Source organism: Streptomyces sp. NPDC054849, from assembly GCF_053610945.1.
The window spans coordinates 23,722-45,370 of sequence record NZ_JBSGZI010000018.1 but is presented as its reverse complement, the minus strand read 5'-3'; the positions used below and the strand labels follow the sequence as shown (position 1 = coordinate 45,370).

Sequence of the window (21,649 nt, the reverse complement as noted above, 5' to 3'; positions counted from 1 at the left end):
GGTCAGACCGCCTCTCCCTGACGGGCGGCCGCGAGGCGGACCGCGTCGAGGATCTTCTCGTAGCCCGTGCAGCGGCAGAGGTTGCCGGACAGGGCCTCACGGATGTCCTGGTCGGACGGGGAGGAGTTCTCCTCCAGCAGCGCGTCGGCCTGGACCAGGAGGCCCGGGGTGCAGAAACCACACTGGACGGCGCCGGCGTCGATGAACGCCTGCTGGATGTTCGAGAGCTCGACACCCTCACCGGTCTGCGAGTCGCCCGGCTTGGCCTGCCACTGCTTGGCCGCGTCCAGGGAGACGCCGCCCTTGCCACCGCAGCCGCCGCCGGTGCCGCAGGCACCGCCGTGGCCGTGCTCCTCGCGCTGCTTGGCGAACTCCGCCAGGCCCTCGACGGTCACGACGTCGCGACCCTCGACCTGGCCGGCGGCGACGAGACAGGAACAGACCGGCACACCGTCGAGGCGCACGGTGCAGGAACCGCACTCGCCCTGCTCACAGGCGTTCTTCGAACCCGGCAGGCCCAGACGCTCGCGCAGGACGTAGAGGAGGGACTCGCCCTCCCACACGTCGTCGGCTTCCTGCTGACGGCCGTTGACAGTGAAATTGACGCGCATGCTTACGCAGCCCCTTCAAGCGAGCGGCCGTTGCCGGTACCGCGGTACTGCTCCCAGGTCCAGACGAGCTGGCGGCGAGCCATGATGCCAACCGCGTGACGGCGGTACTTCGCCGTGCCGCGGACGTCGTCGATCGGGTTGGCCGCGCCGGAGGCGAGGTCACCGAACTGCTTGGCGATCGACGGGGTGATGACCTTGCCGGACTCCCAGAAGCCGCCCTCTTCGAGCGCGGCGTTCAGGAACTCCTCGGCGGCCTTCGCCCGGATCGGGGTCGGCGCGGCCGAACCGATGCCGGTGCGGACCGTGCGGGTCTGCGGGTGCAGCGCCAGACCGAACGCGCAGACCGCGATGACCATCGCGTTGCGGGAGCCGACCTTGGAGTACTGCTGGGGGCCGTCCGCCTTCTTGATGTGGACGGTCTTGATGAGCTCGTCGGCGGCGAGCGCGTTGCGCTTCACGCCGGTGTAGAACTCGTCGATCGGGATCAGGCGAGAGCCGCGTACGGACTCCACCTCGACCTCGGCGCCCGCCGCGAGCAGCGCGGGGTGGGAGTCACCGGCCGGCGAGGCGCAACCGAGGTTGCCGCCGACGCCGCCGCGGTTGCGGATCTGCGGGGACGCGACCGTGTGCGAGGCGAGCGCGAGACCCGGAAGCTCCGTGCGGAGGTTCTCCATGATCTGCGTGTACGGGACGGAGGCGCCCAGACGAACCACGTCCTCGCCGACCTCCCACTCCCGCAGCAGACCGATGCGGTTCAGGTCCAGGAGGTACTCCGGCCGACGGTGGTCGAAGTTGATCTCGACCATCACATCGGTGCCACCCGCAATCGGCACAGCTGTGGGGAACTCGGCCTTAGCGGCGAGCGCCTCCTCCCAGCTGGCGGGGCGAAGGAAGTCCATGTGCGGCTCTCTTCTTCTTCATCGTGTCGTTCACTTCAAGCCAGGAGGCCTAAGGGCCCTCGACTGGTCGTTCACGTGCTGTTAACGCGGTGTGGACTCAGTACACCGGCCGCCTGTCCCCCGGGTGCAGTCACCGAAACCATGAAGGAGTTGGCTGACGGCCTCCCTCGTCTTGTAGATTCGTATGAAAGGCAGGATGCGACGACCTGCCCGATTTCCAACGGCAACATTCGAGACAGATCGGCGGCGACATCATGCGGCTGCGCGCACTGCTGGAAACCGAGGCGCTGGGGCTGCGGCTGCTCGGCGGCGAGGACGAACTCGACCGGACGGTCCGCGGGGTGATGACCACGGACCTGCGTGATCCCAGCCGATACCTGTCCGGGGGTGAACTCGTCCTGACCGGCCTGGCATGGAGACGAAATTCAGCCGACTCCGAGCCGTTCGTACGAATCCTCGCGAGCGCCGGCGTCGCCGGGCTCGCCGCGGGCGAGGCCGAGCTGGGCGCCATCCCCGACGACCTCGTCTCGGCCTGTGTGCGCAACCGGCTGCCGCTGTTCGCGGTGAACGAGGACGTTGCATTCGCCACGATCACGGAGTACGTCGTACGGCAGGTCTCGGGCGAGCGCGCCGGGGACCTCGCGGCCGTCGTGGACCGCCACCGCCGCCTGATGACCTCGGGTCCGGCCGGCGGTGGCCCCGACGTGGTGCTGGATCTGCTCACCACCGACCTCGATCTCCGGGCCTGGGTGCTGTCCCCCACGGGCCGGCAGATCGCCGGGGCGGGTGAGCCGCTGGCGCCGGGCGTGTGCGCAGCACTGGCGAGCGAGCACCTTGCGGCGGTCCGGACGGGCCGTAGGGGACCGCACCGGATCTCCATCCAGGGTATTACCTACTCGCTCTTCCCGATCAGGGGACACGGGCGCGGCGCCGCCGGTCCGGCGGCCCGGGACGTGCGCGAGACGGTGCTGTCGGACTGGCTGCTGGCCGTCGAGGCGGACGCCGGCGACTGGCCCGCGGAGCGCCTGGACCTGCTGCAGGGGGTCACCCAGCTGATCGCCGTGGAGCGGGACCGGCGCGACGCGGCACGCACCGTGCGCCGCCGCCTCGCACAGGAGGTCCTGGAACTGGTCCAGACGGGTGCCGCGCCCGCCGAGATCGCCGCCCGCCTGCGGGTGGCGGCCCCGGTGCTGCTGCCCGGGCTGGGCGCCGCCCCGCACTGGCAGGTCGTCGTGGCGCGGGTGGACTGGGAGGGCGGGGACATCCCCGGCGGCCCGGTGGCCCAGTCGCTGTTGGAGGAGATCCTCGTCGACCCGTCGGTCTCGGGGCCCGAGCCCTCGGACCGGATCGCCGTGGCCCATGCGGGTGACGAGGCCATCGCCCTCGTGCCCCTGCCCTCGCTGTCCGGGGACGCCGGGGAGGACAAGGGCCCGGATTCGGCCCTGCACGCCGACGAGCTGCTCGCGACCGTACGGGACCCCCTGGCGGCCGGTCTGGCCGACGACGGGCGGATCACCCTGGGCGTCAGCGCGGCCGTGCACTCCGCCGAGGGGTTGCGCGGGGCGCTGGAGGAGGCCCGGCACGCCCGCCGGGTGGCCGCGGCGCGCCCGGGCCGGGTCTGCGCGGCGGGCCACCACGAGCTGGCCTCGCACGTCCTGCTGCTGCCGTTCGTGCCGGACGACGTGCGCCGCGCCTTCACGGCCCGGCTGCTGGACCCGCTGCGGGACTACGACCGGCGCCACCGCGCGGAGCTCATCCCGACGCTGGAGGCCTTCCTGGACTGCGACGGCTCGTGGACGCGCTGCGCCACGCGGTTGCACCTGCACGTCAACACGCTGCGCTACCGCGTCGGCCGGATCGAGCAGTTGACGGGGCGTGACCTGTCCCGGCTTGAGGACAAGCTCGACTTCTTCCTGGCACTGCGCATGAGCTGAGAAGATCCGCGCCGTGGCCGGACGGGTTCGGCCACGGGGCGGCTGATGATCCGTCCGGACTTTGTGAAAGAGTTCACCCGACCCCTTGGCCGATGCCGCCGATCCGTGCTCTCATTTCGCCCCAGGGCTCAACGATGTGCTGCTTGGTTGCTTTGGGGAGGGCAATGTGGCGGATACCGCCATGTCGGGTGCCGGAACAACCGGAGGGGACGACCCCCTCCAGCGGGCGATATGGCGGCTGCGTTCGCGCGGCTGTTGGACCGACGCTGCGGCGCTGCTGACGCCGCACGTCGGCAAGGCCGGCAACGCCGCGGCGGCCGTGCAGCGGACCGCGCTGCTGGTCGAGCGGTGCCTGTTCACGGGCCAGGGCTGGGCCGAGGCCGAGGAGGCGCTGCGGACCGCCGAGGCACTCGCGCAGGACGATGACGACCGGGGTGCGGCCGCGTGCGAGCGGGGCCAGCTGGCGTACGCCGCCACGGTGCTCGGCGTACGGGACCGGGCCGACGAGGCCCGTTCCGCGCTGGGGCGTGCGGCGGCCCTGCTGTCGCCGGAGTCCCGGACCCGTCCGCTGCTGGATTTCCGCCGGGGGCTCGTCGCCGAGCACCTGGCGGACGCCCCGCAGGCGGCCCGGCCGGCGTACCACCGGGCCCACGCCGGGGCCGAGGCGCACGGGGACACCCTGCTGCTGTCGTTCACGTGGCGGCACCTGGCCGCGCTGGCGCTGCGGGACGGCGAGGTGGCCGAGGCCCGCAGGGGCTTCGCGGAATCCCTGCGGATCAGGGAGGACCTGGGCTTCCTGATCGGCACGGCCCCGGCGCTGGCCGCGCTGGCGGAGGCCGAGCCGGAACCGGAGGCAACCCGTCTGCGTGCGGAGGCCCGCCGCCTCTTCCATCTGCTGGGCGGCATCCCCACCTGGCTGGCGGACCAGCTCCAGGCGGTCCCCTCGCCTGCCCCTTCGCCTGCCCCTTCGCCTGCGGCGTAGCTTCCTGTCCCTGCACGGCGCTCCGCGCCCGCGCCTCAAACGCCGGCGGGGCTGGGTTCGGCGGCGTTCGAGGTGCGGGCCGGGACGCCGTGGGGGTCAGGAGCCTGCGAAGTGTTCGCGGACGAGGGACTCGACCACCGGGAGGTCACGCGCGATCAGCGCCTCCAGCAGCGCCGAGTGCTCCGCCGCATCGGCGACGAGATCGGCCCGCCGCACCCGCGGAGCACCCGGCAGGGGCCACTGCGCACGGCGGTGGAGTTCCTCGGCCACCTGCACGAGCTGGTCGTTGCCGGCCAGCCGCAGCACCGCCCGGTGAAAGGCCCGGTCCGCCTCCGCGTAGCCCGGCAGGTCGCCCGCCGCGGCCGCCTCGGCCGTGGCGGCGGCCGCCGGGCGCAGGTCCTCCCAGGTGCCCGCGGGCATCGTGCGGGCCAGCCGGAGCATGACGGGGACCTCGAGGAGCGCCCGGACCTCGGCCAGCTCGGCCAGCTCCCGCGGCGTGCGCGACAGGACGCGGAAGCCACGGTTCGGGAGGCATTCCACCGCCCCCTCCACGGCCAGCTGCTGCATGGCCTCGCGCACGGGGGTCGCGGAGACCCCGAAGCGCTCCCCCAGCGCCGGGCCGGAGTAGATCTCCCCCGGCGCCAGCTCGCCGTCGACCAGGGCCGCGCGCAGCGCGTCGAGCACCTGACCGCGCACCGAATGGCGCAGTACCTTCCGCCCTTGTGCCGGTACCCGGGCGTGGGCCGTTTCGTGCACTCGGTCCTCCTCCGGGTACGGGCCTGTATGCCGTCCTGAGAATAGGTGACGGGGCGCGAAGTGTGAGGATACGTTCCGGCGAAGATCGGGTAAGGTAAGGCTAACCTGTTAACGATCGCGTGATTCGGTGGTCCGCCATGACCGTCTCGACCCTCCCGGCCGTCGCCCCCGCCCCGCCCGGCTCTCCGGTGGCGGACGCGTACGCCCGGCTGGCCGAAGCGTACGCAGGACTCCGCGTCGTCGAGCGAGCCGCGCACGACCCCGCCCCCCGCGGTGCGGGATGGGTCGGCGCGGACGAGCTCGCGGCGGGCGGACCGGCTCTGGACGCCTTTCTGGCCTGGGACAACGCCCAGGTCCTGAGGGACTACGGGACTCAGGCGCGCCCCGATGTGATCGCGAGTTTCGGGCTGCACCGGTACGCGTGGCCGGCCTGCCTGCTGATCACCCTCCCGTGGTTCCTGCACCGGCGGGTCCCCCGGCTCCCGGTCGACGAGGTCGCCTTCCACCGGACCCTCGGCCGGATGGCCGTGCACATCGACAGCTTCGCCTGCCTGCCGGACGACCCCGCGGCGGCCCTCCCCGGGGCCCGGGTCGTGCCCGACGAGGAGGCGCTGCGCGGTGAGGTGCGGGCAGCGGTGGCCCAGCACCTCGGACCCGTGCTGGATGGTTTCGGGCCGCGCATGCGGCGCGGCCGCCGCGCGCTCTGGGGGATGGTGACCGACGAGGTCGTCGAGAGCCTCTGGTACATCGGCAGCCTGCTCGGCGAGGAGCGCCGGGCGATGGCCGAGCTGGAGGCGCTCCTGCCCGGCTCGACCGCCCCGTACACCGGTGGTGCGGGTTTCCGCACGCTCGCGGGGCCCGACGGCCGCGAGCTTCCCACCCGGGACCGGGCCAGCTGTTGCTTCTTCTACACGATCAGCCCCGAGGACACCTGCGTCACCTGTCCCCGGACCTGCGACGCGGAGCGCGTCACCCGGCTGGCGGCGGCCTCCGCCGTCGCCTCGTGACCACCGGCTGAGGGCGCGCGTCCCGCCGGTCCGGGCCGCACGCCCGCTACTGAGCGTGATCCCGCCACTAACCCACCCCCAGGGGTGGCCGTTATCGAACGCAACTCGGCGCATACGGGCACCAGTTCGAGCTACAACACCCTATCCGGCGGGCCCGGCCCCCCGTTGGCGTCCACTTGCCCCGAAACCCGCGTGCACGGCTCACCGGCTACGCCACTATGGCGCCCGGAAAGCCGCACAGCCGCAGACGCGAGGCAAGGGACATCCGCATGAGACTGACCGACATATCGCTGGACTGGCTGCTGCCCGGCAGCCTGCTGATCCTGGGCGTACTTGCGGCAGTTGCGGTACTGGCCCGTGGCAAGCGCGAGAGCGAGAAGGCCGCGGCCGACGACAGCTGGGAGCGCAGCGAGGAACGGCGGCGGCGCAAGGAAGCCGTCTACGGAACCGCCTCGTACGTCCTGCTCTTCTGCTGCGCGGCGGTCGCCGCCGCGCTCTCCTTCCACGGACTGGTCGGCTTCGGCCGGCAAAACCTCAGCCTCACCGGAGGCTGGGAGTACCTGGTCCCCTTCGGCCTCGACGGCGCCGCCATGTTCTGCTCGGTGCTCGCCGTCCGCGAGGCCAGCCACGGCGACGCGGCGCTCGGCTCGCGCATGCTGGTCTGGCTGTTCGCGGGCGCGGCCGCCTGGTTCAACTGGGTGCACGCCCCGCGCGGCCTGGGCCACGACGGGGCCCCGCAGTTCTTCGCCGGGATGTCGCTCTCGGCGGCCGTCCTCTTCGACCGCGCCCTCAAGCAGACCCGCCGGGCTGCGCTGCGCGAACAGGGCCTGATCCCCAGGCCGTTGCCGCAGATCCGGATGGTCCGCTGGCTGCGGGCTCCCCGGGAGACCTTCGGCGCCTGGTCGCTCATGCTGCTGGAAGGGGTGCGCACCCTCGACGAGGCCGTGGACGAGGTGCGCGAGGACAAGAAGGAGCGGGAACAGGACCGGCACCGCAGGCGCGACCAGAACCGGCTGGACCGGGCGCGCATCAAGGCGCTGGGCCGGCAGAACCGGGCGTTCGGGCGCTCACGCGGCCGCCAGGTCGAGCTCCCGGAACTGACCCAGGGAGCGGGCTCCGCGCCGGTCGGCGCGGAGCCGGCCATACCCGAAACGGGACAGCTGCCCCTTCGCCGCCTGCCCTCCCTCCAGGCCGTCAACCGAACCGAATCCATTGACGTGACCGGCACCCGGACGGTGGACCTCACCGCCGAGGACGACACCCAGACCATTCCCCGGCTGGACTCGCTGGAGCGCAAACTGAAGGACCTGGAGCAGCAGTTCGGCTGACCGGTCCCGACTCGGGGAAACCCCGGAGGGCCCGCCTGCTCAGGCGGGCCCTCCGCCGTACTGCGGGTCGCGGCGCCCGTCGAGCTCGAACCACACGACCTTGCCGCTGCCCAGGGCCAGCGCGTCGACGCCCCAGTCGTCGGCGAGTGCCTGCACCAGCACGAGTCCCCGGCCGTGCGTACCGTCGTCGGCGGTCGGTACGTACGGCCGGGGCCTGCGTGCGGCGTAGTCGCGCACCTCCACCCGTAACCGTGTGGCGGCCAGACTCGCGGACACCTCCGCGCCCCGGTCGGTGTGGACGAGGGCGTTGGTGACGAGCTCGGTGATCAGCAGCTCGGCCACCTCCGCGGCATCCGCCCGGCACCGATGGCGCATCAACTCCCTCAGCGCCCGCCGTACTTCGGCCACCGCCTTCAGGTCGGCCCGGCGCACGCTCCGGGTGATCCGCAGCGTGTCCACCGCTCCCCCGTCCTCCCCGGCGGACGGTTCGCGCGGCACCGGCCTCCCTCTTCCCCACAGCTTCCCGGTCTTCGCCCCCACCCGCACGGCGATGTCCCTCCCGTGTCCACGCTCTCGAACTGGTCTACGGGATGCATGCCCCCCGGGCCGATCCGCACTCCTGCGGGCTTACGGACGGGGCACGTTACGCAGGTTGGATCGCGCCATCTGGATCATCCGGCCCACCCCGCCGTCCAGCACGATCTTGCTGGCGGAGAGGGCGAAACCGGTCACCATGTCGGCGCTGATCCTCGGAGGAATCGAGAGGGCGTTGGGGTCCGTCACCACGTCCACCAGAGCGGGTCCCCGGTGCCGGAAAGCGTCCTGCAAAGCCCCTGTGAGCTGCTTGGGCTTCTCCACGCGGACGCCGTACGCGCCCGCCGCGCGGGCGATGGCGGCGAAGTCGGGGTTCTTGTTCGTCGTCCCGTAGGAGGGCAGGCCGGAAACAAGCATCTCCAACTCGACCATCCCCAGAGAAGAGTTGTTGAACAGGACCACTTTGACGGGAAGGTCGTACTGCACCAGGGTGAGGAAATCTCCCATCAGCATCGAGAAACCACCGTCACCCGACATCGACACCACTTGACGGCCCCGATCGGTGAACTGTGCGCCGATGGCCTGTGGGAGGGCGTTGGCCATGGATCCGTGGCTGAAGGAGCCGATGATGCGCCGTTTGCCGTTCGGGGAAAGATAGCGTGCCGCCCACACGTTGCACATGCCGGTGTCGACGGTGAACACGGCGTCTTCGTCGGCCAGTTCGTCGAGGACCGCGGCCACGTACTCGGGGTGGATCGGCGTGTGCTTCTCGACCTTGCGTGTGTAGGCCTTCACGACCCCTTCCAGGGCGTCCGCGTGCTTCTTCAGCATCCGGTCCAGGAAGCGGCGGTCCGTCTTGACCCTCACCCTCGTGTTCAGGGCGCGCAGGGTCTCCCGTACGTCGCCCCAGACCGCGAGGTCCAACTTGGACCGGCGGCCGAGGTGTTCGGGGCGGATGTCCACCTGGACGATCTTCACGTCGTCGGGGAGGAAGGCGTTGTACGGGAAGTCCGTGCCGAGCAGGATCAGCAGATCGCACTCGTGGGTGGCCTCGTAGGCCGCGCCGTAGCCGAGCAGCCCGCTCATGCCGACGTCGTAGGGATTCTCGTACTGGATCCACTCCTTGCCGCGCAGGGCGTGCCCGATGGGCGCCTTGACCCGGCCGGCGAACTCCATCACCTCGGCGTGCGCCCCGGCCGTGCCGCTGCCGCAGAAGAGCGTGACCTTGTCGGCCTCGTCGACGAGGCGGATCAGCTTCTCGATCTCGCCGTCCCCGGGCCGCACCGTGGGCCGGGAGGTGACGAGGGCGTGCTCGACCGCCTTCTCCGGGGCGGGCAGGGCGGCGACGTCCCCGGGCAGCGCGACCACGCTGACCCCGCTGCGGCCGACGGCGTGCTGCACGGCGGTCTGGAGCAGCCGGGGCATCTGCTGCGGGTTGGAGATCAGCTCGCTGTAGTGGCTGCACTCGCGGAAGAGCTGGTCGGGGTGGGTCTCCTGGAAGTAGCCGAGACCGATCTCGCCGGAGGGGATGTGCGAGGCCAGCGCGAGGACCGGCGCCATGGAGCGCTGGGCGTCGTACAGCCCGTTGATCAGGTGCAGGTTGCCCGGGCCGCAAGAGCCCGCGCAGGCGGCGAGGCGGCCGGTGATCTGGGCCTCGGCGCCGGCCGCGAAGGCCGCCGTCTCCTCGTGGCGGACCTGGATCCAGTCGATGTCATCCGTCCGGCGGATCGCGTCCACCACGGGGTTGAGGCTGTCGCCGACGACTCCGTACATCCGCCGCACGCCTGCGCGCACGAGGATGTCGACGAACTGCTCCGCCACGTTCTGCTTGGCCATGAGGGGGGCACCTTTCCCGGTCTCCGGTCCGGTTCTGCGACGCGTGTGCCTCCCATCCAGCCACGGGTGCGCCGGTTACGCCTCCCAGACCGCGGCGGCCGTGCGGTCGTCGGCGTACCCCTTGAGCCGGAGCTGGGTGTCCGCGAGGAAGGCGGCCAGGCCGGGCGGCTCCGGCTCGGCCCAGCGGGCGGCGAGTTCCGCGGGGAGCGCGGCCTCCTCGCGCATGGGTTCCGCGAGGCCGCCGGAGCACAGCAGCAGGATGTCCCCGGGCCGGGCCACGGCGGCGCGGAACCGGAAACCGCTCTCCCCCTCGTCGGCCGGGCCGGTGGCCCCGCTCCCGGTCGCGGTCCCGGTGGTGGTCCCGGTGGTGGTCCCGGCGGTGTGCCCGGTCGTCGTCCCGGTGGTCGTCCCGGCGGTGTGCCCGGTCGCGCCGGCGCCGGGTGGTCCGGTGTGTTCCAGGTCCTGCCAGCTGCCCGACCGGAGCCGGAACAGCCCGCCCGCGCCGGCGCCGAAGCACACGCGGGTGCTGCACTCGGGGTCCACCGGGAGCAGCAGCCCGCGCAGCCCCGCGGTGTACGCCGCCTCCTCCAGCCCCAGCTCGGCGGCGCGGGCCCTTAGTCGCCCGTAGCCCCGGTCGGTGAGCCGTTGGAGGCCCGAGCGCAGGGCGTCGCGGCGCCCGGCCCGGATGTCGTCGGCCAGCCGGTCCTGGCTGCGCCCGACGGCCGCCGCGACCGTCCGGCACAGGTCGGCGGCGGCCTCCGCGGCCCCGGGCGCGGCCCGGTCCCCGCCCGCGAGGGCCACCAGGACCAGGGCGTCGTCGCCGCTGCCGAAGCGGGCGGTGAGCAGGAAGTCCCGGCGGGCCTCGCCGCGGAAGCGTGCGGAGTCCCCGCGCAGGGAGGCGGCGCGCAGGGTGTAGGTGCCGTAGCGGGCCCCCTCCAGGACGGTGTCCGGGGTCAGGTCGCCCAGGGCGGCCGGGTCGGCGGGCGGGAGTGCGCCGGGTTCGGCGGCGTAGGTGGGAGCGCGGTCGCCGAGGTGCCGCACCTCGGGCCGGGCTGCGGCCGGCGGTTCGGCCGCCACCGGCCCGGGGCCGGGGCCTGAACCGGGCTCGTAACCGGGCACGGGCACGGGACCGGGCCCGGGAGCGGGCGTGCGCCCGGGCTGCGCCGCCGTGTCGGCCTGCGCTGACCCGGTGGGAGCTGCCTCCTCGCGCGGCACCTCCCAGCGCCACGCCGGCAATTCGGGCCCGCGCACCGGGGGTACGTCGACGCCGCCGAGCGCGTAGCCGGTGGCGCCGCCCGTCCGGGGATCCCGCAGGGCTGCGCCGCCCGGCAGGAACGGGGCCGGAGGCGGCGGCGGGGGCGATGCCGGGGGCGGGGGCACGTAGCGCTCGCCGGGCAACGGGACGTCCGCCGGGGGCGGGGGCTCCGGGGCCGGGCGCGGGCTCGGAAGCAGCGGCTGCGCCGGCCCCCCGGCGCCGGGTGCAGCGTCCCGCACCGGAACCGGCTCCGGCGGGCCGGCCGGGGGTGGTGGGGCGGATTCCGGCCGGAACCCGTCCGGCACCCACGGCCGGGCGGGCAGGCCGGAGTCCGGGGCCGGGCGCGGGCCCGGAAGCGGTCCCCGCTGCGGCTCCTGCCCTGCCTCCCGCCCTGGCTCCCCCTCCGATTCCTGTTCCCGCTCCCGCTCCCGCTCCGCCGAATCCGGTGGCACGGTCACGGCCGGGTCCGCCGTGACTCCCGCCGCCGACCGGAACCGGTTGTCGAGGGTGTCCCCCGGGTCGGGACCCGGCCCCGCCTCCGGATCCGCGTAGAGCTTCTGCCACCAATCGTCCGCGCCCTGCTGACTCATGCCCTCATTCTCGGCCTCCCGCCGGGGCCTAAACGCCGTTTGCGCGAAAAGGGTCCACCGGCCCGCCGCCCGGTGGCCCGCCTCCGATTTACCCGTACGGATCGGCGCACATCGTACGCCCGCCCGACCGTCCGGGTGGCCGAGGCGCCCTGCGCGTCGGCCAGATCGGGCGCATCGCTCTCCCCGGATGAATTCCGGCCAACCGCTGCATTGGGCGGCAAAGCTGACGGGTGAACGGCTTCTGCCCAGGGGATGTCGGTGCCGCGGCGGCGCCGGCTTGGCAGAGTGGCGGGGGGTGCGGCGATGATGTCCGCGGCGGGTTTGCGCCGTGGCCGCTTCCCGACAGGCGCTGTGTTCGAGAGGTGGGTGGACGGGTTGCTGGGTGCCATAGGCCTGGACGAGGGTCAGGAATCGGCGTACCGCGTGCTGGTGGCGCTCGGCGCGGCGGAGGTACCCGACCTCGCGCACCGTCTGACCCTGCCGGTGCCGCAGACCGAACGGGCCCTGCGTCACCTGGAGCGGCACGGGCTGGCCGCCCGGTCCTCGGCCCGGCCCGGGCGCTGGGTGGCGGCCCCGCCCGGGGTGGCGCTCGGCGCCCTGCTGACGCAGCAGCGGCACGAGCTGGAGCAGGCGGAGCTGTCGGCGGCGCTGCTGGCGGAGGAGTACCGGGCGGAGGCGGCCGAGCCTGCGGTGCACGACCTCGTGGAGGTGGTGCAGGGCGCGAGCGCGGTGGCGCGCCGCTTCCACCAGCTCCGGCTGGGTGCGGAGAAGGAGGTGTGCGCGCTGGTCGGCGGCCGGCCGCAGGTGATCACGGATACGGACCACGACGCGCAGGACCGCGGCTCCGTACGCGGTGTCGACCACCGGGTGGTGATCGAACGGGAGGTGCTGACCCTGCCGAGCGGGATCCGTGAGGCGTCGTCGGCGCTGGCCCGGGGCGAGAAGGTCCGGGTGACGGCGCAGGTCCCGACGAAGCTGGTGATCGCGGACCAGACCCTCGCCATGGTCCTGCTGACGGCCCGCGGCGCGGAGCCGGCGGCGCTGGTGGTGCACGCGTCGGGGCTGCTGGAGTCCCTGACGGGGCTGTTCGAGGCGGTGTGGCGGGAGTCGCTGCCGCTGCGGCTGGGCGCGGCCGGTTCGGCGGAGGAGTCCGGGGGCGGCCCCGATGCCACGGATCTGGAGATCCTCTCGCTGCTCCTGGCGGGCATGACGGACGCAAGCGTCGCCAAGCACCTGGAGCTGGGGCTGCGAACGGTGCAGAGGCGGGTGAAGGGGCTGATGGAGCTGTCCGGGGTGACGACACGGCTGCAGCTGGGCTGGCACGCGTACGAGCGGGGCTGGGTGGCCCGATAGACCCTGGTCGGTCACGCTGAGCAGATGGATCTGCCTCAGCTGCTCCTCGTGGGGCTGGTGCTGCTGCTCGGGGTGCTGGGGGTGCTGGTCCCGGGCGTGCCGGGCACCTGGCTGGTGTGGGCGGGGCTGATGTGGTGGGCGGTGCAGGACCGATCGTCGCTGGCGTGGACCCTGCTGGTCGCGGCGACAGCCCTGCTGCTGGTGGTCCAGGTGGTCAAGTGGCTGTTGCCGGCCCGGCGGCTGCGGGGGGTGGGGATCACTCCCCGGATGGCGGTCTTCGCGGGGACCGGAGCTGTTTTGGGCTTCGTCCTGGTCCCGGTGCTGGGAGCGGTACCGGGCTTCGTGGGCGGCATCTACCTGTGCGAGCGGCTCCGCCTCGGGACGCGCGGCGAGGCCTGGACGTCGGTGCGGACGGTGATGCGGGCGGCGGGCACGAGCGTACTGGTGGAGCTGTTCGCGTGCCTGCTGGTGACGGGGGCGTGGCTGGGGGCGGTGGCGGCGGGCGCCTAGGGGTGCCGTTCGGGCAGGTCGGTGGCGCGGGAGATGCGCTTCGCGCGCCACGCCACGCCACGCCGGGCCGCCCCGGGGTCGCGCTGCGCCGCCCCGGTCGCGACGGTGGTACCCGGCCGGAGGCGGCCATGACGGATCGCACCATCATGCGGCGCCCTGCGGCTCCGAGGACGAGTCCGTCGGGACGGTCACGCCGGACACCGCGCAGAGCGGTACGGTCGCGACCCTCACCGTGCAGGGCACGGCGCTGGGCATGAACACCGCCGTCCGGCTGACCGGCGGCCCGGCGCCGCTGACGGCCACGACCGTGTCGGTCTCCGACGACGCCCGGACGCTGAAAGCGACCGTGGATCTGCGCACGGCCCCCACCGGCCACTGGAACATCCGCGTCGAAACGGGCAACTTCGCTTATTCGCGCGGCACCCTGACGGTGACGCCGCCCGCGGTCTCCGGCCTGGGTACGTACAAGCCGGTCACCCCGACGCGGCTGATGGACACCCGTGAGGGACTCGGCGTGCCCAAGGCGAAGGTGGGCCAAGGCGGAACCGTCACCCTGCAGGTCACCGGCACCACCGGCATCCCCGCAACCGGCGTCACCGCCGTCGTCCTCAACGTCACCGCCACCGACCCCACCACCGCCAGCCACGTGTCCGTCTACCCCAACGGCACCACCCGCACCAGCGCATCAAACCTCAACTTCACCGCAGGACAGACCATCCCCAACCTCGTCGTCGTCCCCGTCGTGAACGGAAAGGTCAGCTTCTACAACAACGCCGGCACCGTCGACCTCATCGCCGACATCGCCGGCTACTACACGACGTAGAGCCGAACAGAACCGCCTTGCGCCGGCCGGTACTTCGGCCGGCGCAGGGCGGTTGTCTCAGCGAGGCGTCGGGGGATGGCCCTCCTGGGAGCACTCCACCCGGTGACCGCGGGCGGGCGGCCGGCGGGCCGCCCGCCCACGGTGGCTCGTTGCGTCGAGGAGGTCGGCGGGGTCCGGCTACGCCCGACCGGCCCGCTTCGCCGCGTAGTTGGCGCGGCCCTCCGCCGACTTCAGGCGCCAGTCGCGGCGGATCTCCGACCGCAGGCGTGCGTCCGTCTTCGCCACGATGCGCTGGTTCTCCCGCAGCAGTTTGCGGTAGCTCTCCAGGCGGCGCTCCGCGAGTTCGCCCGAGTCGACCGCGGCCAGCACCGCGCAGCCCGGTTCCGCCTCGTGCGCGCAGTCGTGGAAGCGGCAGTGCTCCGCGTACTCCTCGATCTCCGAGAAGACCTGGCCGACACCGGCCTCGGCGTCCCAGAGGCCGACGCCGCGCAGGCCGGGCGTGTCGATCAGGACGCCGCCGCCCGGCAGGGCGAGCAGGTTGCGCGTCGTCGTCGTGTGGCGGCCCTTGCCGTCGACCTCGCGGGCCTCCTGGACCTCCATGACCTCGGCGCCGAGCAGCGAGTTGGCCAACGTGGACTTGCCGGCTCCGGAGATGCCGAGCAGCACGCTCGTGCCGCCCGAGACGACGGCGGCGAGGACGTCCGTACCGTCCCCGGTGAGGGAGGACACCGTGAGCACCTGGACGCCGGGCGCCGTGGCCTCGACGTCCTGGACGAGGTGTCCGAGCGTCACCGGGTCCGGGACCAGGTCCGCCTTGGTGAGGACGACCAGGGGCTGCGCCCCCGACTCCCAGGCCAGGGCGAGGAAGCGCTCGATGCGCCCCAGGTCCAGTTCGACGGCGAGGGAGACCGCGATGATCGCGTGGTCGACGTTCGCGGCGAGGATCTGGCCCTCGGACCGCTGCGAGGAGGTGGACCGGACGAAAGCGGTCCGGCGAGGCAGGTACGCCTTCACGTAGCGCGGGTTGCCCGCCGCCTCGACGGCGGCCCAGTCCCCGGTGCAGATGACCCGGAGCGGATCGTGCGGGGTGACGAAGGCGGTGTCGGCGCGGACGATGCCGTCCGCGGTCATGACGTCGCACTGGCCGCGATCGACGCGTACGACCCGGCCGGGTACGAGGCCCTGATCGGCGTACGGGGTGAACTCGGCCGCCCACGCGTCGTCCCAGCCGAAGGGGGTGAGGTCGTGCGAGGGGGAGGCCTGCGGGAAAGAGGAGAAAGACAAGGGGAACCCTTCACAGGGTGGCCCCGGCGCACACGCAGAGGTGTGGGAGAAGTAGGTCAGCCGGAGACCACGGAGGTTGTATTGATGAACTTCCGAATGCGGGCAGCGCCCATCTCAACGACAGCCATCGGTAACACCTCCGTGTCTTGCTCAGCCAACGACCAGCGGCCAGTCGGCCACCGCGGGAACGAAGGAAACCCTAGCTTCAGGCCCTGCAGTACGCCAACTGTTTTATGCCGAGGGGCGTGGCGGTCCGCACCGCCGAGAGAGCCTCAGGCCCGCGGGAGCAGCAGCCGAAAATGAGCGCCCTGCAGCACGGGATGCCCCAGCACACGTGACCGGACGCTGAGGTCTCCGTCCACGCTGCGGGCAAGACGGCGCGCGTTGTACAGACCGGTGCCCCGGTCCGGCCCTCGGGTCGACTCGCCCTTGCGGAACACAGTGTGCTCGCTCCCCTCCGCGTAGGCCAGGCCCGGGCCGTTGTCCTGGATGTCGATGGCGAAGTCCGCGCCGAGTGGAGTGACGGTCGCCCGTACGGTCGGATCACCGTGCTCCGCACACGCCTCGGCCGCGTTGGTGAGCAGTTCGTAGAGGATCCGCTGCAGGCCGGCAGCTGAGACGGTCACGGGGCAGCTGTCCGGCGCGTGAATCTGCAGTATCACGTTCGGGTAGTGGGTGGTGAACGGGTCCCTCATGGCCAGGAGCGTCTCGGAGAGGTCGGATTCTCCCGCCACCAGGACGCCGGTGGAGAGCTCGCCCGCCGTCGCGGTGAGGGCCTCGGACGCGGCCGCCAGTTCCTCGGGCGGGGTGGTGAGGGCAGCAGCGAGCTGCCGGTAGTGCCGTAGCTCTGAGCACAGGGCGTAACCGTACAACCTCCAGTCGTCGGGTCGGAAGCCGCGGCCCCGACCGGCGCGGGCGGCTGTTGCCTCCTCTGCGAGGCGTGCGACCGCGCTCTCCAGTTTCCGGTCGGCATTGCCCCCGAGGATCAGGAGGACTCCGCACCGGTGGAAGAGGACCTCGTCGGCGTCGGCCCTCCCCACCAGGGGCAGGGCTGCCAGCCGGGTCATGCCGCGCCGGACCTCCGCCTCGTCGCCGTCGTCGGCCATGCGGTCCCCGGCGACCGACGCGGCGCTGAGCAGGATCTCCTCGAACGTCACGTGCTGTCCGGGGACGGCGGCGGACAGCGCTGCCCAGAAGGCGACCTGGGCGACCGCCGAGTCGGCGATCGGGGTGAGGGCCGTGTGTTCGACGGTCCGGGCGAACGACGGGTCATTGGCCCACTCCCGTACGACCGCGTACGCGTCGCGGTCCGACGACGCCGTGTTCGGACGGCTCAGGAACTCCAGGAAGAGATGGAGCAGTGCAACGTCGGGGCCGGCCTGGAAGGACAGCGCGTCGGCGGTCGTCAGGTCCCCCAGTCCGGCGAGGTCGACGATCCAGCGCAAAATGTGCCACCGCTCCCCGGGGTCGCTGCCCAGCAGCGTCTTCAGTGAGGCGGCCGACCCGCCCGTGAACGCGTCGAGAGGCCACTGTGTTCCCAGCACTCTGAGCAGTTGTACGGAGACGTGAGAACGCAGGGTGACCAGTTCGATGAGGTGGCTGAGGTCGAGCACCGCGCAGGCGGCTCGTTCCGGGAGGACCGACGCCCTCAGGGAGCGCCCCACGGAGAGGTAGGGCTGACCGAGTTCGATCTCGGGCCGATACGTGGTCTCCGCCTCGGCGACGAAGAGCTCCACGCTGCCAGTGGGCCAGAACCGCGCGATCTCCGGCTCGCCGAACACCCCTGTGATCGCGGTGAGATACCCGCCCTGGACACGGTGCACCGGCGGCGCCGGGCGGTCCCCGGCCCCGAGGAACTCCCCGAGTGCCCGGGCGAACTGGGCCACCGTGGTCTCGTTGTTGTCGGCGAGGGCGTCGTAGGCCTCCAGCAGTTCCTGCCCCGCCGGGTTGACGGGGCGCCAGCGGCCATAACTCATAGGTCGGATCAGTGGGTTGAGGTGCCACTTCAGGACCTCGGAGGGAGTTTCTGCGGCCTGTGACCAGCCTCGCAGCGGCGGCACGCTCTCCGGCCCCGGTCGCGGTGAATCGCCGTTGGCCAGCAGCAGGGCGACGGCGCGTAGTTGCCCGGCGTCCATCAGCGCCTTGCACGCACTGAGCGCGTCCGGGTCCCCGCCCTGTCCGGTCACCTCCTCCCAGCGTCGGCTCAGTGCCGCCCGCTTCTGGTCCACGGCCTGTTCGAGTGCCGCCGCGTCCGCATACAGCCGTTCCTCCACCTGCGGCCACGACCGTGCGCACAGTGCGGCGAGCGCGTCCAGGTCCGGCAGGACATCCACGTCGGCCGCGCCGGCCCGGTCGATGAGCTGCTGCACCCACCCAAGCAGCAGTTGCAGGCACTCGGCCCGGCGCCGGCCAAGACGGGTGCGCAACTCCTCGACCTGCCCGGGCTCCAGGGCCTGACACTCGGCAAGCATCTCCTCGGCGACCTGGAACTCGCCGTCTGAGATCAGCCTCACGCAGGCCCGGTACTCGTCGTGGTCTCCGGCGATCCCCTCCAGGCCGGTGAGGGCCAGCTCTTCCAGGGACGCAGGCCGACCGTCGGAGAGCGCCACCAGCAACCCGGGGAAACGGAACCGGCCCGGCCAATCGGCGAGCAGGGCACGCAGAGACTCGTCCGTGTCTGTCATCGCTCTTCCGTCCTCCTGCTGCGCTGGGACCTATGCCATTGCGCGAGCGGATCGAGCCGGTCCAGCAGGGCCAGCAGGGGGGAAGCGTAGGGACGGCCGAGACCGCCCGCGTCGCTGAACAGCGCGTCCCACCTGGCCGCGATCAGCTCGGCCAGCTCCGCGTAGCACGCGAGCTCGGCCGGTCCTGCGCCGGCACCCCGCCCGTTCGGCATGGGGGTCAAGGACCGGGCGCGCCGCACGATGTCCTCGATGCACTGCAGAAACGTGCGCTGATTCCCCCACTTGATCTCGGGGCGCCCGCCGTCGGCCACGATCTGGTCCAGATGGCGGCGGACGTGGACGGGAAGGCCGGCCTGGATCCGCACGCACTCCTCGGTACCGGCTTCGGCCGCCGCACGGATCGACGACAGCGTCCCGTCCTTGGCGAACAGTTCCCTGTGCAGGAACTTGCCGGAGTCAAAGGTGAAGCGGTGCAGCCGTTCCATCCGGTCGATCCGGTCGACGAGTTCCGCCCACTGCTCGGCCGTCTCGCCGAGCTCCGTCATCCGGGACAGCTCGGACATGAGCATGGCCAGTGGGAGCGGACCGTTGCCGTCCGCGCGGTGGCGTTGGGCTGCCCCGGCCAGCTCCCGCCAGGAGGGTGGCAGGGTCTCGCCGAGCAGCTCCAGCACGGCCAGCCCCTCGTCGGGCAGGCCCTGCAGCAGCGTCTCGGCGAGCCCGGCCGCCGCCCCAACCGCCTGGGCGGCCGGTTCGCAGTAGGTGAGTTCCAGCGCCGCGTCCAGCAAAGCTGTGCCAAGAGGGCCGGTCTCGATCGCGGCGGCCGCGGTACAGGCCGCCGGCGGCACCGTCTTCTCGCCGTCCCGCAGGAGCCGGCCCAGCAGGGAGGCCTCGACGAAGGCGCGCCGGTCCCAGGCGTCGGCGATCAGCCAGTCCGCCCAGCGGGACCAGTGCTCGCCCCGGGTTTCGCGCTCCTGGATCAGCGCCGCGGCCACCACCGGCCGCAAGTCCTTGGGCGCGACCTGCTTGTGATGCCAGATGTCTAGTACGCCCCACAGGTCGTCAACCTGGCACAGGCGTTCGGCGACGGTCGCAGCGTATTGGGCGCTGCCCCGTTCGGCGCCCACCTCGACCAGCAGGGACAGCGCGACGGCGCTGGCCCCCCTGAGACGGCCGTCCGGCTCGGCCGCAGTCCTCGGCTCAGGGCCGCCCTCCAAGGAGGCACCGAGCTCCGCGACAATCCGAGTGACCTCGTCCGCGCCCCGGATGTGGACACTCACATGGCTGGTGCGCTCGGAGGGGAGCAGGACGCGCCACCGTTCGCGCAGCAGCGGCAGGCTGCCGAGGACGGCCTCGTCGTCCCAGACCACGGCCCGCGCCCCGGCCCGCTCGTTTTGGACCTTCAGACCCCGGCGCACCAGTTCCTTGAACGCCTGCTGCGTTGAGGGTTGCTCCTGGCGACGTGCGATGGGCCGGATCAGCTGCACTATCACGCCCTGGTCGATCCGCTCGCCGAGAGCGGCCACGAACCGCTCGTCGGAGGCCCGGGCGTCGAAGCTGTCGTCGGCCAGCAGCAGCCGCCGGGTCGCGGTATGCAGGGCCTGCTGGATGAGATCCCGCGGCGCCCCGTCCTCCAGGATTTCAACCACCGGGTCACCCTTGGTGGCCCTGTGCAGGACGTCCGTCAGCACGGCGTGGTGCTCCGCCCAGCTCTCGCTCCACAGGGCACGGGCGGTGGCGTCCTGACGCAGGAGGGCCATCTGTCCCTCCTCCTCGCCGGGGGGAGGGACGGCGGCGGGTTCGGCACGGCGCTGATCCGGTACGGGCTCGAAGTGGTCGTCCTGGACCAGAATGCGCTGGCCGAGCTGCCAGAACGGGAAGGACTTGCGGGCCCAGATCAACAAGTCGGTGACGCACTGCGGAACCCCGGGCGGACCCTCCTGGGCAGCGCCCTCAATGAGGATGCCCACCTCGCCCCGGTTGTCGCGGGCGGTGTTCACGTCGAGCGGGCTGTGGGTGCCGACGAACGCCCGCTGGTTGTCCTGGACCACCACACAGGCAGAGGTCCGGGCGCTACGGTCGGCGAAGAGGACCCGGGAGCGGTAGCGGACCTCGAGGTCGTAGAGGGCCGTCTTGACCCGGTCGGGCAGGGTGTCGCTGTCCCTGCAGCCCCAGAGGAAGACCAGGTGCACTCCGCGTTCCAACGCCTTACGCAGGAGCGGCAGGACTCTGCTGAGCGCCGCGTAGCCGATGTTCGGAGCGGAGAAGACCAGTTGGTTCCTGGCGGACCGGATCAGGTCCTCGACCGTCCACTGGTGGCCGGCGGCGCGGGCCACGACGGTGACGGCGGCCTTGGCCCGGCTGATCTCGTCGATCCTCCCGGAGAGCCGTCGGGAGAGGCCGGCGAGGACCTTCTGCCGTGCCTCGACCTGGTTGGCCTCGACCTCGGACAGCGTGGCGACCGCGTCGCTCATGCGACGCAGCAGGCTCTCGGCGCTCTCGGTGGGAGCGAGTTGCGGCGTGGCCCGCCCGCGCAGCGATAGGACGAACTTGTGGTCGGGCTGCTGCTCCGCGAGGTCGGCCAGGTGCTGGCGCATCCGCTCCCGAGCCCGGGAGTTCCACCCCGGTTCGTCCAGGAGGCGGGCCGAGATCCGCCCGGTGTCGTGGTCGAGGAACACCTGCGCGTGGGCGCTCAGCCAGCGCATTTCGCTGGCCGGACGCAGCACGGGGCTGCGGAAGCCCACGTCGAGAACGTTCTGCCGGAATCCCCTGCTGTGGCGGTCGTTGCGGATGGCGGTCTGCACGGCGCGCAGCAGCTCGGCGGCTGGCAGGTCGGTCTCGCTGAGGACGTGGTGCATGGGTACGTGGAGGCTGGCCTCGGACGGCCTGCGGGAGCCGGCGTCGGCGGGGAAAACCCGTCCGGTGACCGGTTCGAAAAGGAATTGCCGGTGCTCCTGCCTCACCGCGCTGTCGCGCAGGGATCCGTCCGAGGTGATCACCTCACGGGCTCCGTCGGTCAGTTCGAGGGCTCCGTCGGTGAAGTCGACCATGACGTGGCCCTTGCGCCACAGGCTGTGCACGACGTCCAGGACGATCCGGCGCGGCAGTGCGAACAGCTCCGCCTGGTCCTCGACCGTGGTGCGGCCGGCCGCGATGGCCTTCGCGACCAGATCCTCCAGGGTGGTGAGCCCTTCCTCGGGGCCGAGCAGCAACGAGAGGGTCACCAATCTGCAGGGGATGGCGAGTTCGACGTCCTGGGCCACGGC

16 protein-coding genes are annotated in these 21,649 nt (G+C 72.4%); 7 read left to right on the top strand and 9 right to left on the bottom strand.

Going from position 1 to position 21,649, the window contains the following annotated elements:
* Positions 1-2: 2 nt before the first annotated feature.
* Positions 3-611 carry a (2Fe-2S)-binding protein gene (locus ACWGIF_RS11160; protein ID WP_385154842.1) on the bottom strand — a complete coding sequence of 203 codons (609 nt, stop codon included), beginning with the start codon at positions 609-611 and terminating at the stop codon, positions 3-5.
* 2 nt (positions 612-613) lie between these two features.
* Entirely contained in the window at positions 614-1,510 is an 897-nt protein-coding gene (locus ACWGIF_RS11155) for an FAD binding domain-containing protein (RefSeq protein WP_362739676.1), read from the bottom strand.
* Positions 1,511-1,764: 254 nt separating this feature from the next.
* Between ACWGIF_RS11155 and ACWGIF_RS11150 the strand changes: the two genes are divergently transcribed.
* A complete protein-coding gene (locus ACWGIF_RS11150; RefSeq protein ID WP_453494394.1) occupies positions 1,765-3,444 on the top strand; it encodes a PucR family transcriptional regulator in 1,680 nt (559 codons plus the stop codon).
* 181 nt (positions 3,445-3,625) lie between these two features.
* Positions 3,626-4,426: a hypothetical protein gene (locus ACWGIF_RS11145; protein ID WP_453494540.1), complete on the top strand. Its 801-nt coding sequence runs from the start codon at positions 3,626-3,628 to the stop codon at positions 4,424-4,426.
* Positions 4,427-4,522: 96 nt separating this feature from the next.
* On the opposite strand, the gene ACWGIF_RS11140 is transcribed toward ACWGIF_RS11145, so the two are convergent.
* Entirely contained in the window at positions 4,523-5,182 is a 660-nt protein-coding gene (locus ACWGIF_RS11140; protein WP_453494392.1) for a GntR family transcriptional regulator, read from the bottom strand.
* Between the two features lie 137 nt (positions 5,183-5,319).
* Between ACWGIF_RS11140 and ACWGIF_RS11135 the strand changes: the two genes are divergently transcribed.
* Both ACWGIF_RS11135 and ACWGIF_RS11130 read left to right on the top strand, forming a co-directional pair.
* A complete protein-coding gene (locus ACWGIF_RS11135; RefSeq protein ID WP_453494389.1) occupies positions 5,320-6,189 on the top strand; it encodes a (2Fe-2S)-binding protein in 870 nt (289 codons plus the stop codon).
* A gap of 269 nt (positions 6,190-6,458) precedes the next feature.
* Positions 6,459-7,517 (top strand): DUF2637 domain-containing protein, encoded by a 1,059-nt coding sequence (locus ACWGIF_RS11130; RefSeq protein WP_453494386.1) that lies wholly within the window; start codon positions 6,459-6,461, stop codon positions 7,515-7,517.
* Between the two features lie 39 nt (positions 7,518-7,556).
* On the opposite strand, the gene ACWGIF_RS11125 is transcribed toward ACWGIF_RS11130, so the two are convergent.
* From ACWGIF_RS11125 to ACWGIF_RS11115, 3 genes are all read right to left on the bottom strand, one after another.
* Positions 7,557-7,949, bottom strand: coding sequence for an ATP-binding protein (locus ACWGIF_RS11125; RefSeq protein ID WP_453494537.1), 393 nt, complete (start codon positions 7,947-7,949; stop codon positions 7,557-7,559).
* A gap of 195 nt (positions 7,950-8,144) precedes the next feature.
* Positions 8,145-9,887: a pyruvate dehydrogenase gene (locus tag ACWGIF_RS11120; protein ID WP_453494383.1), complete on the bottom strand. Its 1,743-nt coding sequence runs from the start codon at positions 9,885-9,887 to the stop codon at positions 8,145-8,147.
* 75 nt (positions 9,888-9,962) lie between these two features.
* On the bottom strand, positions 9,963-11,732 hold the full coding sequence (locus ACWGIF_RS11115; RefSeq protein ID WP_453494380.1) for a protein phosphatase 2C domain-containing protein: 1,770 nt from the start codon (positions 11,730-11,732) through the stop codon (positions 9,963-9,965).
* Positions 11,733-12,107: 375 nt separating this feature from the next.
* Between ACWGIF_RS11115 and ACWGIF_RS11110 the strand changes: the two genes are divergently transcribed.
* From ACWGIF_RS11110 to ACWGIF_RS11100, 3 genes are all read left to right on the top strand, one after another.
* Positions 12,108-13,085: a helix-turn-helix domain-containing protein gene (locus tag ACWGIF_RS11110; protein ID WP_453494535.1), complete on the top strand. Its 978-nt coding sequence runs from the start codon at positions 12,108-12,110 to the stop codon at positions 13,083-13,085.
* Between the two features lie 24 nt (positions 13,086-13,109).
* A complete protein-coding gene (locus tag ACWGIF_RS11105) occupies positions 13,110-13,595 on the top strand; it encodes a DUF456 domain-containing protein (protein WP_453494377.1) in 486 nt (161 codons plus the stop codon).
* Positions 13,596-13,848: 253 nt separating this feature from the next.
* Positions 13,849-14,418 (top strand): hypothetical protein, encoded by a 570-nt coding sequence (locus ACWGIF_RS11100; RefSeq protein ID WP_453494374.1) that lies wholly within the window; start codon positions 13,849-13,851, stop codon positions 14,416-14,418.
* Positions 14,419-14,595: 177 nt separating this feature from the next.
* Here ACWGIF_RS11100 and rsgA read toward each other — a convergent pair whose 3' ends face one another.
* The 3 genes from rsgA to ACWGIF_RS11085 all read right to left on the bottom strand — a co-directional run bounded on the left by rsgA (position 14,596) and on the right by ACWGIF_RS11085 (position 21,646).
* Positions 14,596-15,702 (bottom strand): ribosome small subunit-dependent GTPase A, encoded by a 1,107-nt coding sequence (gene rsgA, locus ACWGIF_RS11095; protein WP_453494371.1) that lies wholly within the window; start codon positions 15,700-15,702, stop codon positions 14,596-14,598.
* A gap of 272 nt (positions 15,703-15,974) precedes the next feature.
* Positions 15,975-18,386 carry an ATP-binding protein gene (locus ACWGIF_RS11090; RefSeq protein ID WP_453494368.1) on the bottom strand — a complete coding sequence of 804 codons (2,412 nt, stop codon included), beginning with the start codon at positions 18,384-18,386 and terminating at the stop codon, positions 15,975-15,977.
* The gene (locus ACWGIF_RS11085; protein ID WP_453494365.1) at positions 18,383-21,646 is read right to left on the bottom strand and encodes a hypothetical protein; all 3,264 of its coding nucleotides are present in this window, start codon (positions 21,644-21,646) and stop codon (positions 18,383-18,385) included. Before ACWGIF_RS11085 ends, ACWGIF_RS11090 begins: the two co-directional genes overlap by 4 nt.
* Between the last annotated feature and the right edge of the window lie 3 nt (positions 21,647-21,649).

What these genes read in the sequence shown, in the direction of transcription:
- ACWGIF_RS11120 (WP_453494383.1), bottom strand. Translation starts at nt 9,887, where the DNA reads ATGGCCAAGCAGAACGTGGCGGAGCAGTTCGTCGACATCCTCGTGCGC.
- ACWGIF_RS11155 (WP_362739676.1), bottom strand. Translation starts at nt 1,510, where the DNA reads ATGGACTTCCTTCGCCCCGCCAGCTGGGAGGAGGCGCTCGCCGCTAAG.
- ACWGIF_RS11145 (WP_453494540.1), top strand. Translation starts at nt 3,626, where the DNA reads ATGTCGGGTGCCGGAACAACCGGAGGGGACGACCCCCTCCAGCGGGCG.
- ACWGIF_RS11105 (WP_453494377.1), top strand. Translation starts at nt 13,110, where the DNA reads ATGGATCTGCCTCAGCTGCTCCTCGTGGGGCTGGTGCTGCTGCTCGGG.
- ACWGIF_RS11130 (WP_453494386.1), top strand. Translation starts at nt 6,459, where the DNA reads ATGAGACTGACCGACATATCGCTGGACTGGCTGCTGCCCGGCAGCCTG.
- ACWGIF_RS11150 (WP_453494394.1), top strand. Translation starts at nt 1,765, where the DNA reads ATGCGGCTGCGCGCACTGCTGGAAACCGAGGCGCTGGGGCTGCGGCTG.
- ACWGIF_RS11100 (WP_453494374.1), top strand. Translation starts at nt 13,849, where the DNA reads ATGAACACCGCCGTCCGGCTGACCGGCGGCCCGGCGCCGCTGACGGCC.
- ACWGIF_RS11135 (WP_453494389.1), top strand. Translation starts at nt 5,320, where the DNA reads ATGACCGTCTCGACCCTCCCGGCCGTCGCCCCCGCCCCGCCCGGCTCT.
- ACWGIF_RS11115 (WP_453494380.1), bottom strand. Translation starts at nt 11,732, where the DNA reads ATGAGTCAGCAGGGCGCGGACGATTGGTGGCAGAAGCTCTACGCGGAT.
- ACWGIF_RS11090 (WP_453494368.1), bottom strand. Translation starts at nt 18,386, where the DNA reads ATGACAGACACGGACGAGTCTCTGCGTGCCCTGCTCGCCGATTGGCCG.
- ACWGIF_RS11160 (WP_385154842.1), bottom strand. Translation starts at nt 611, where the DNA reads ATGCGCGTCAATTTCACTGTCAACGGCCGTCAGCAGGAAGCCGACGAC.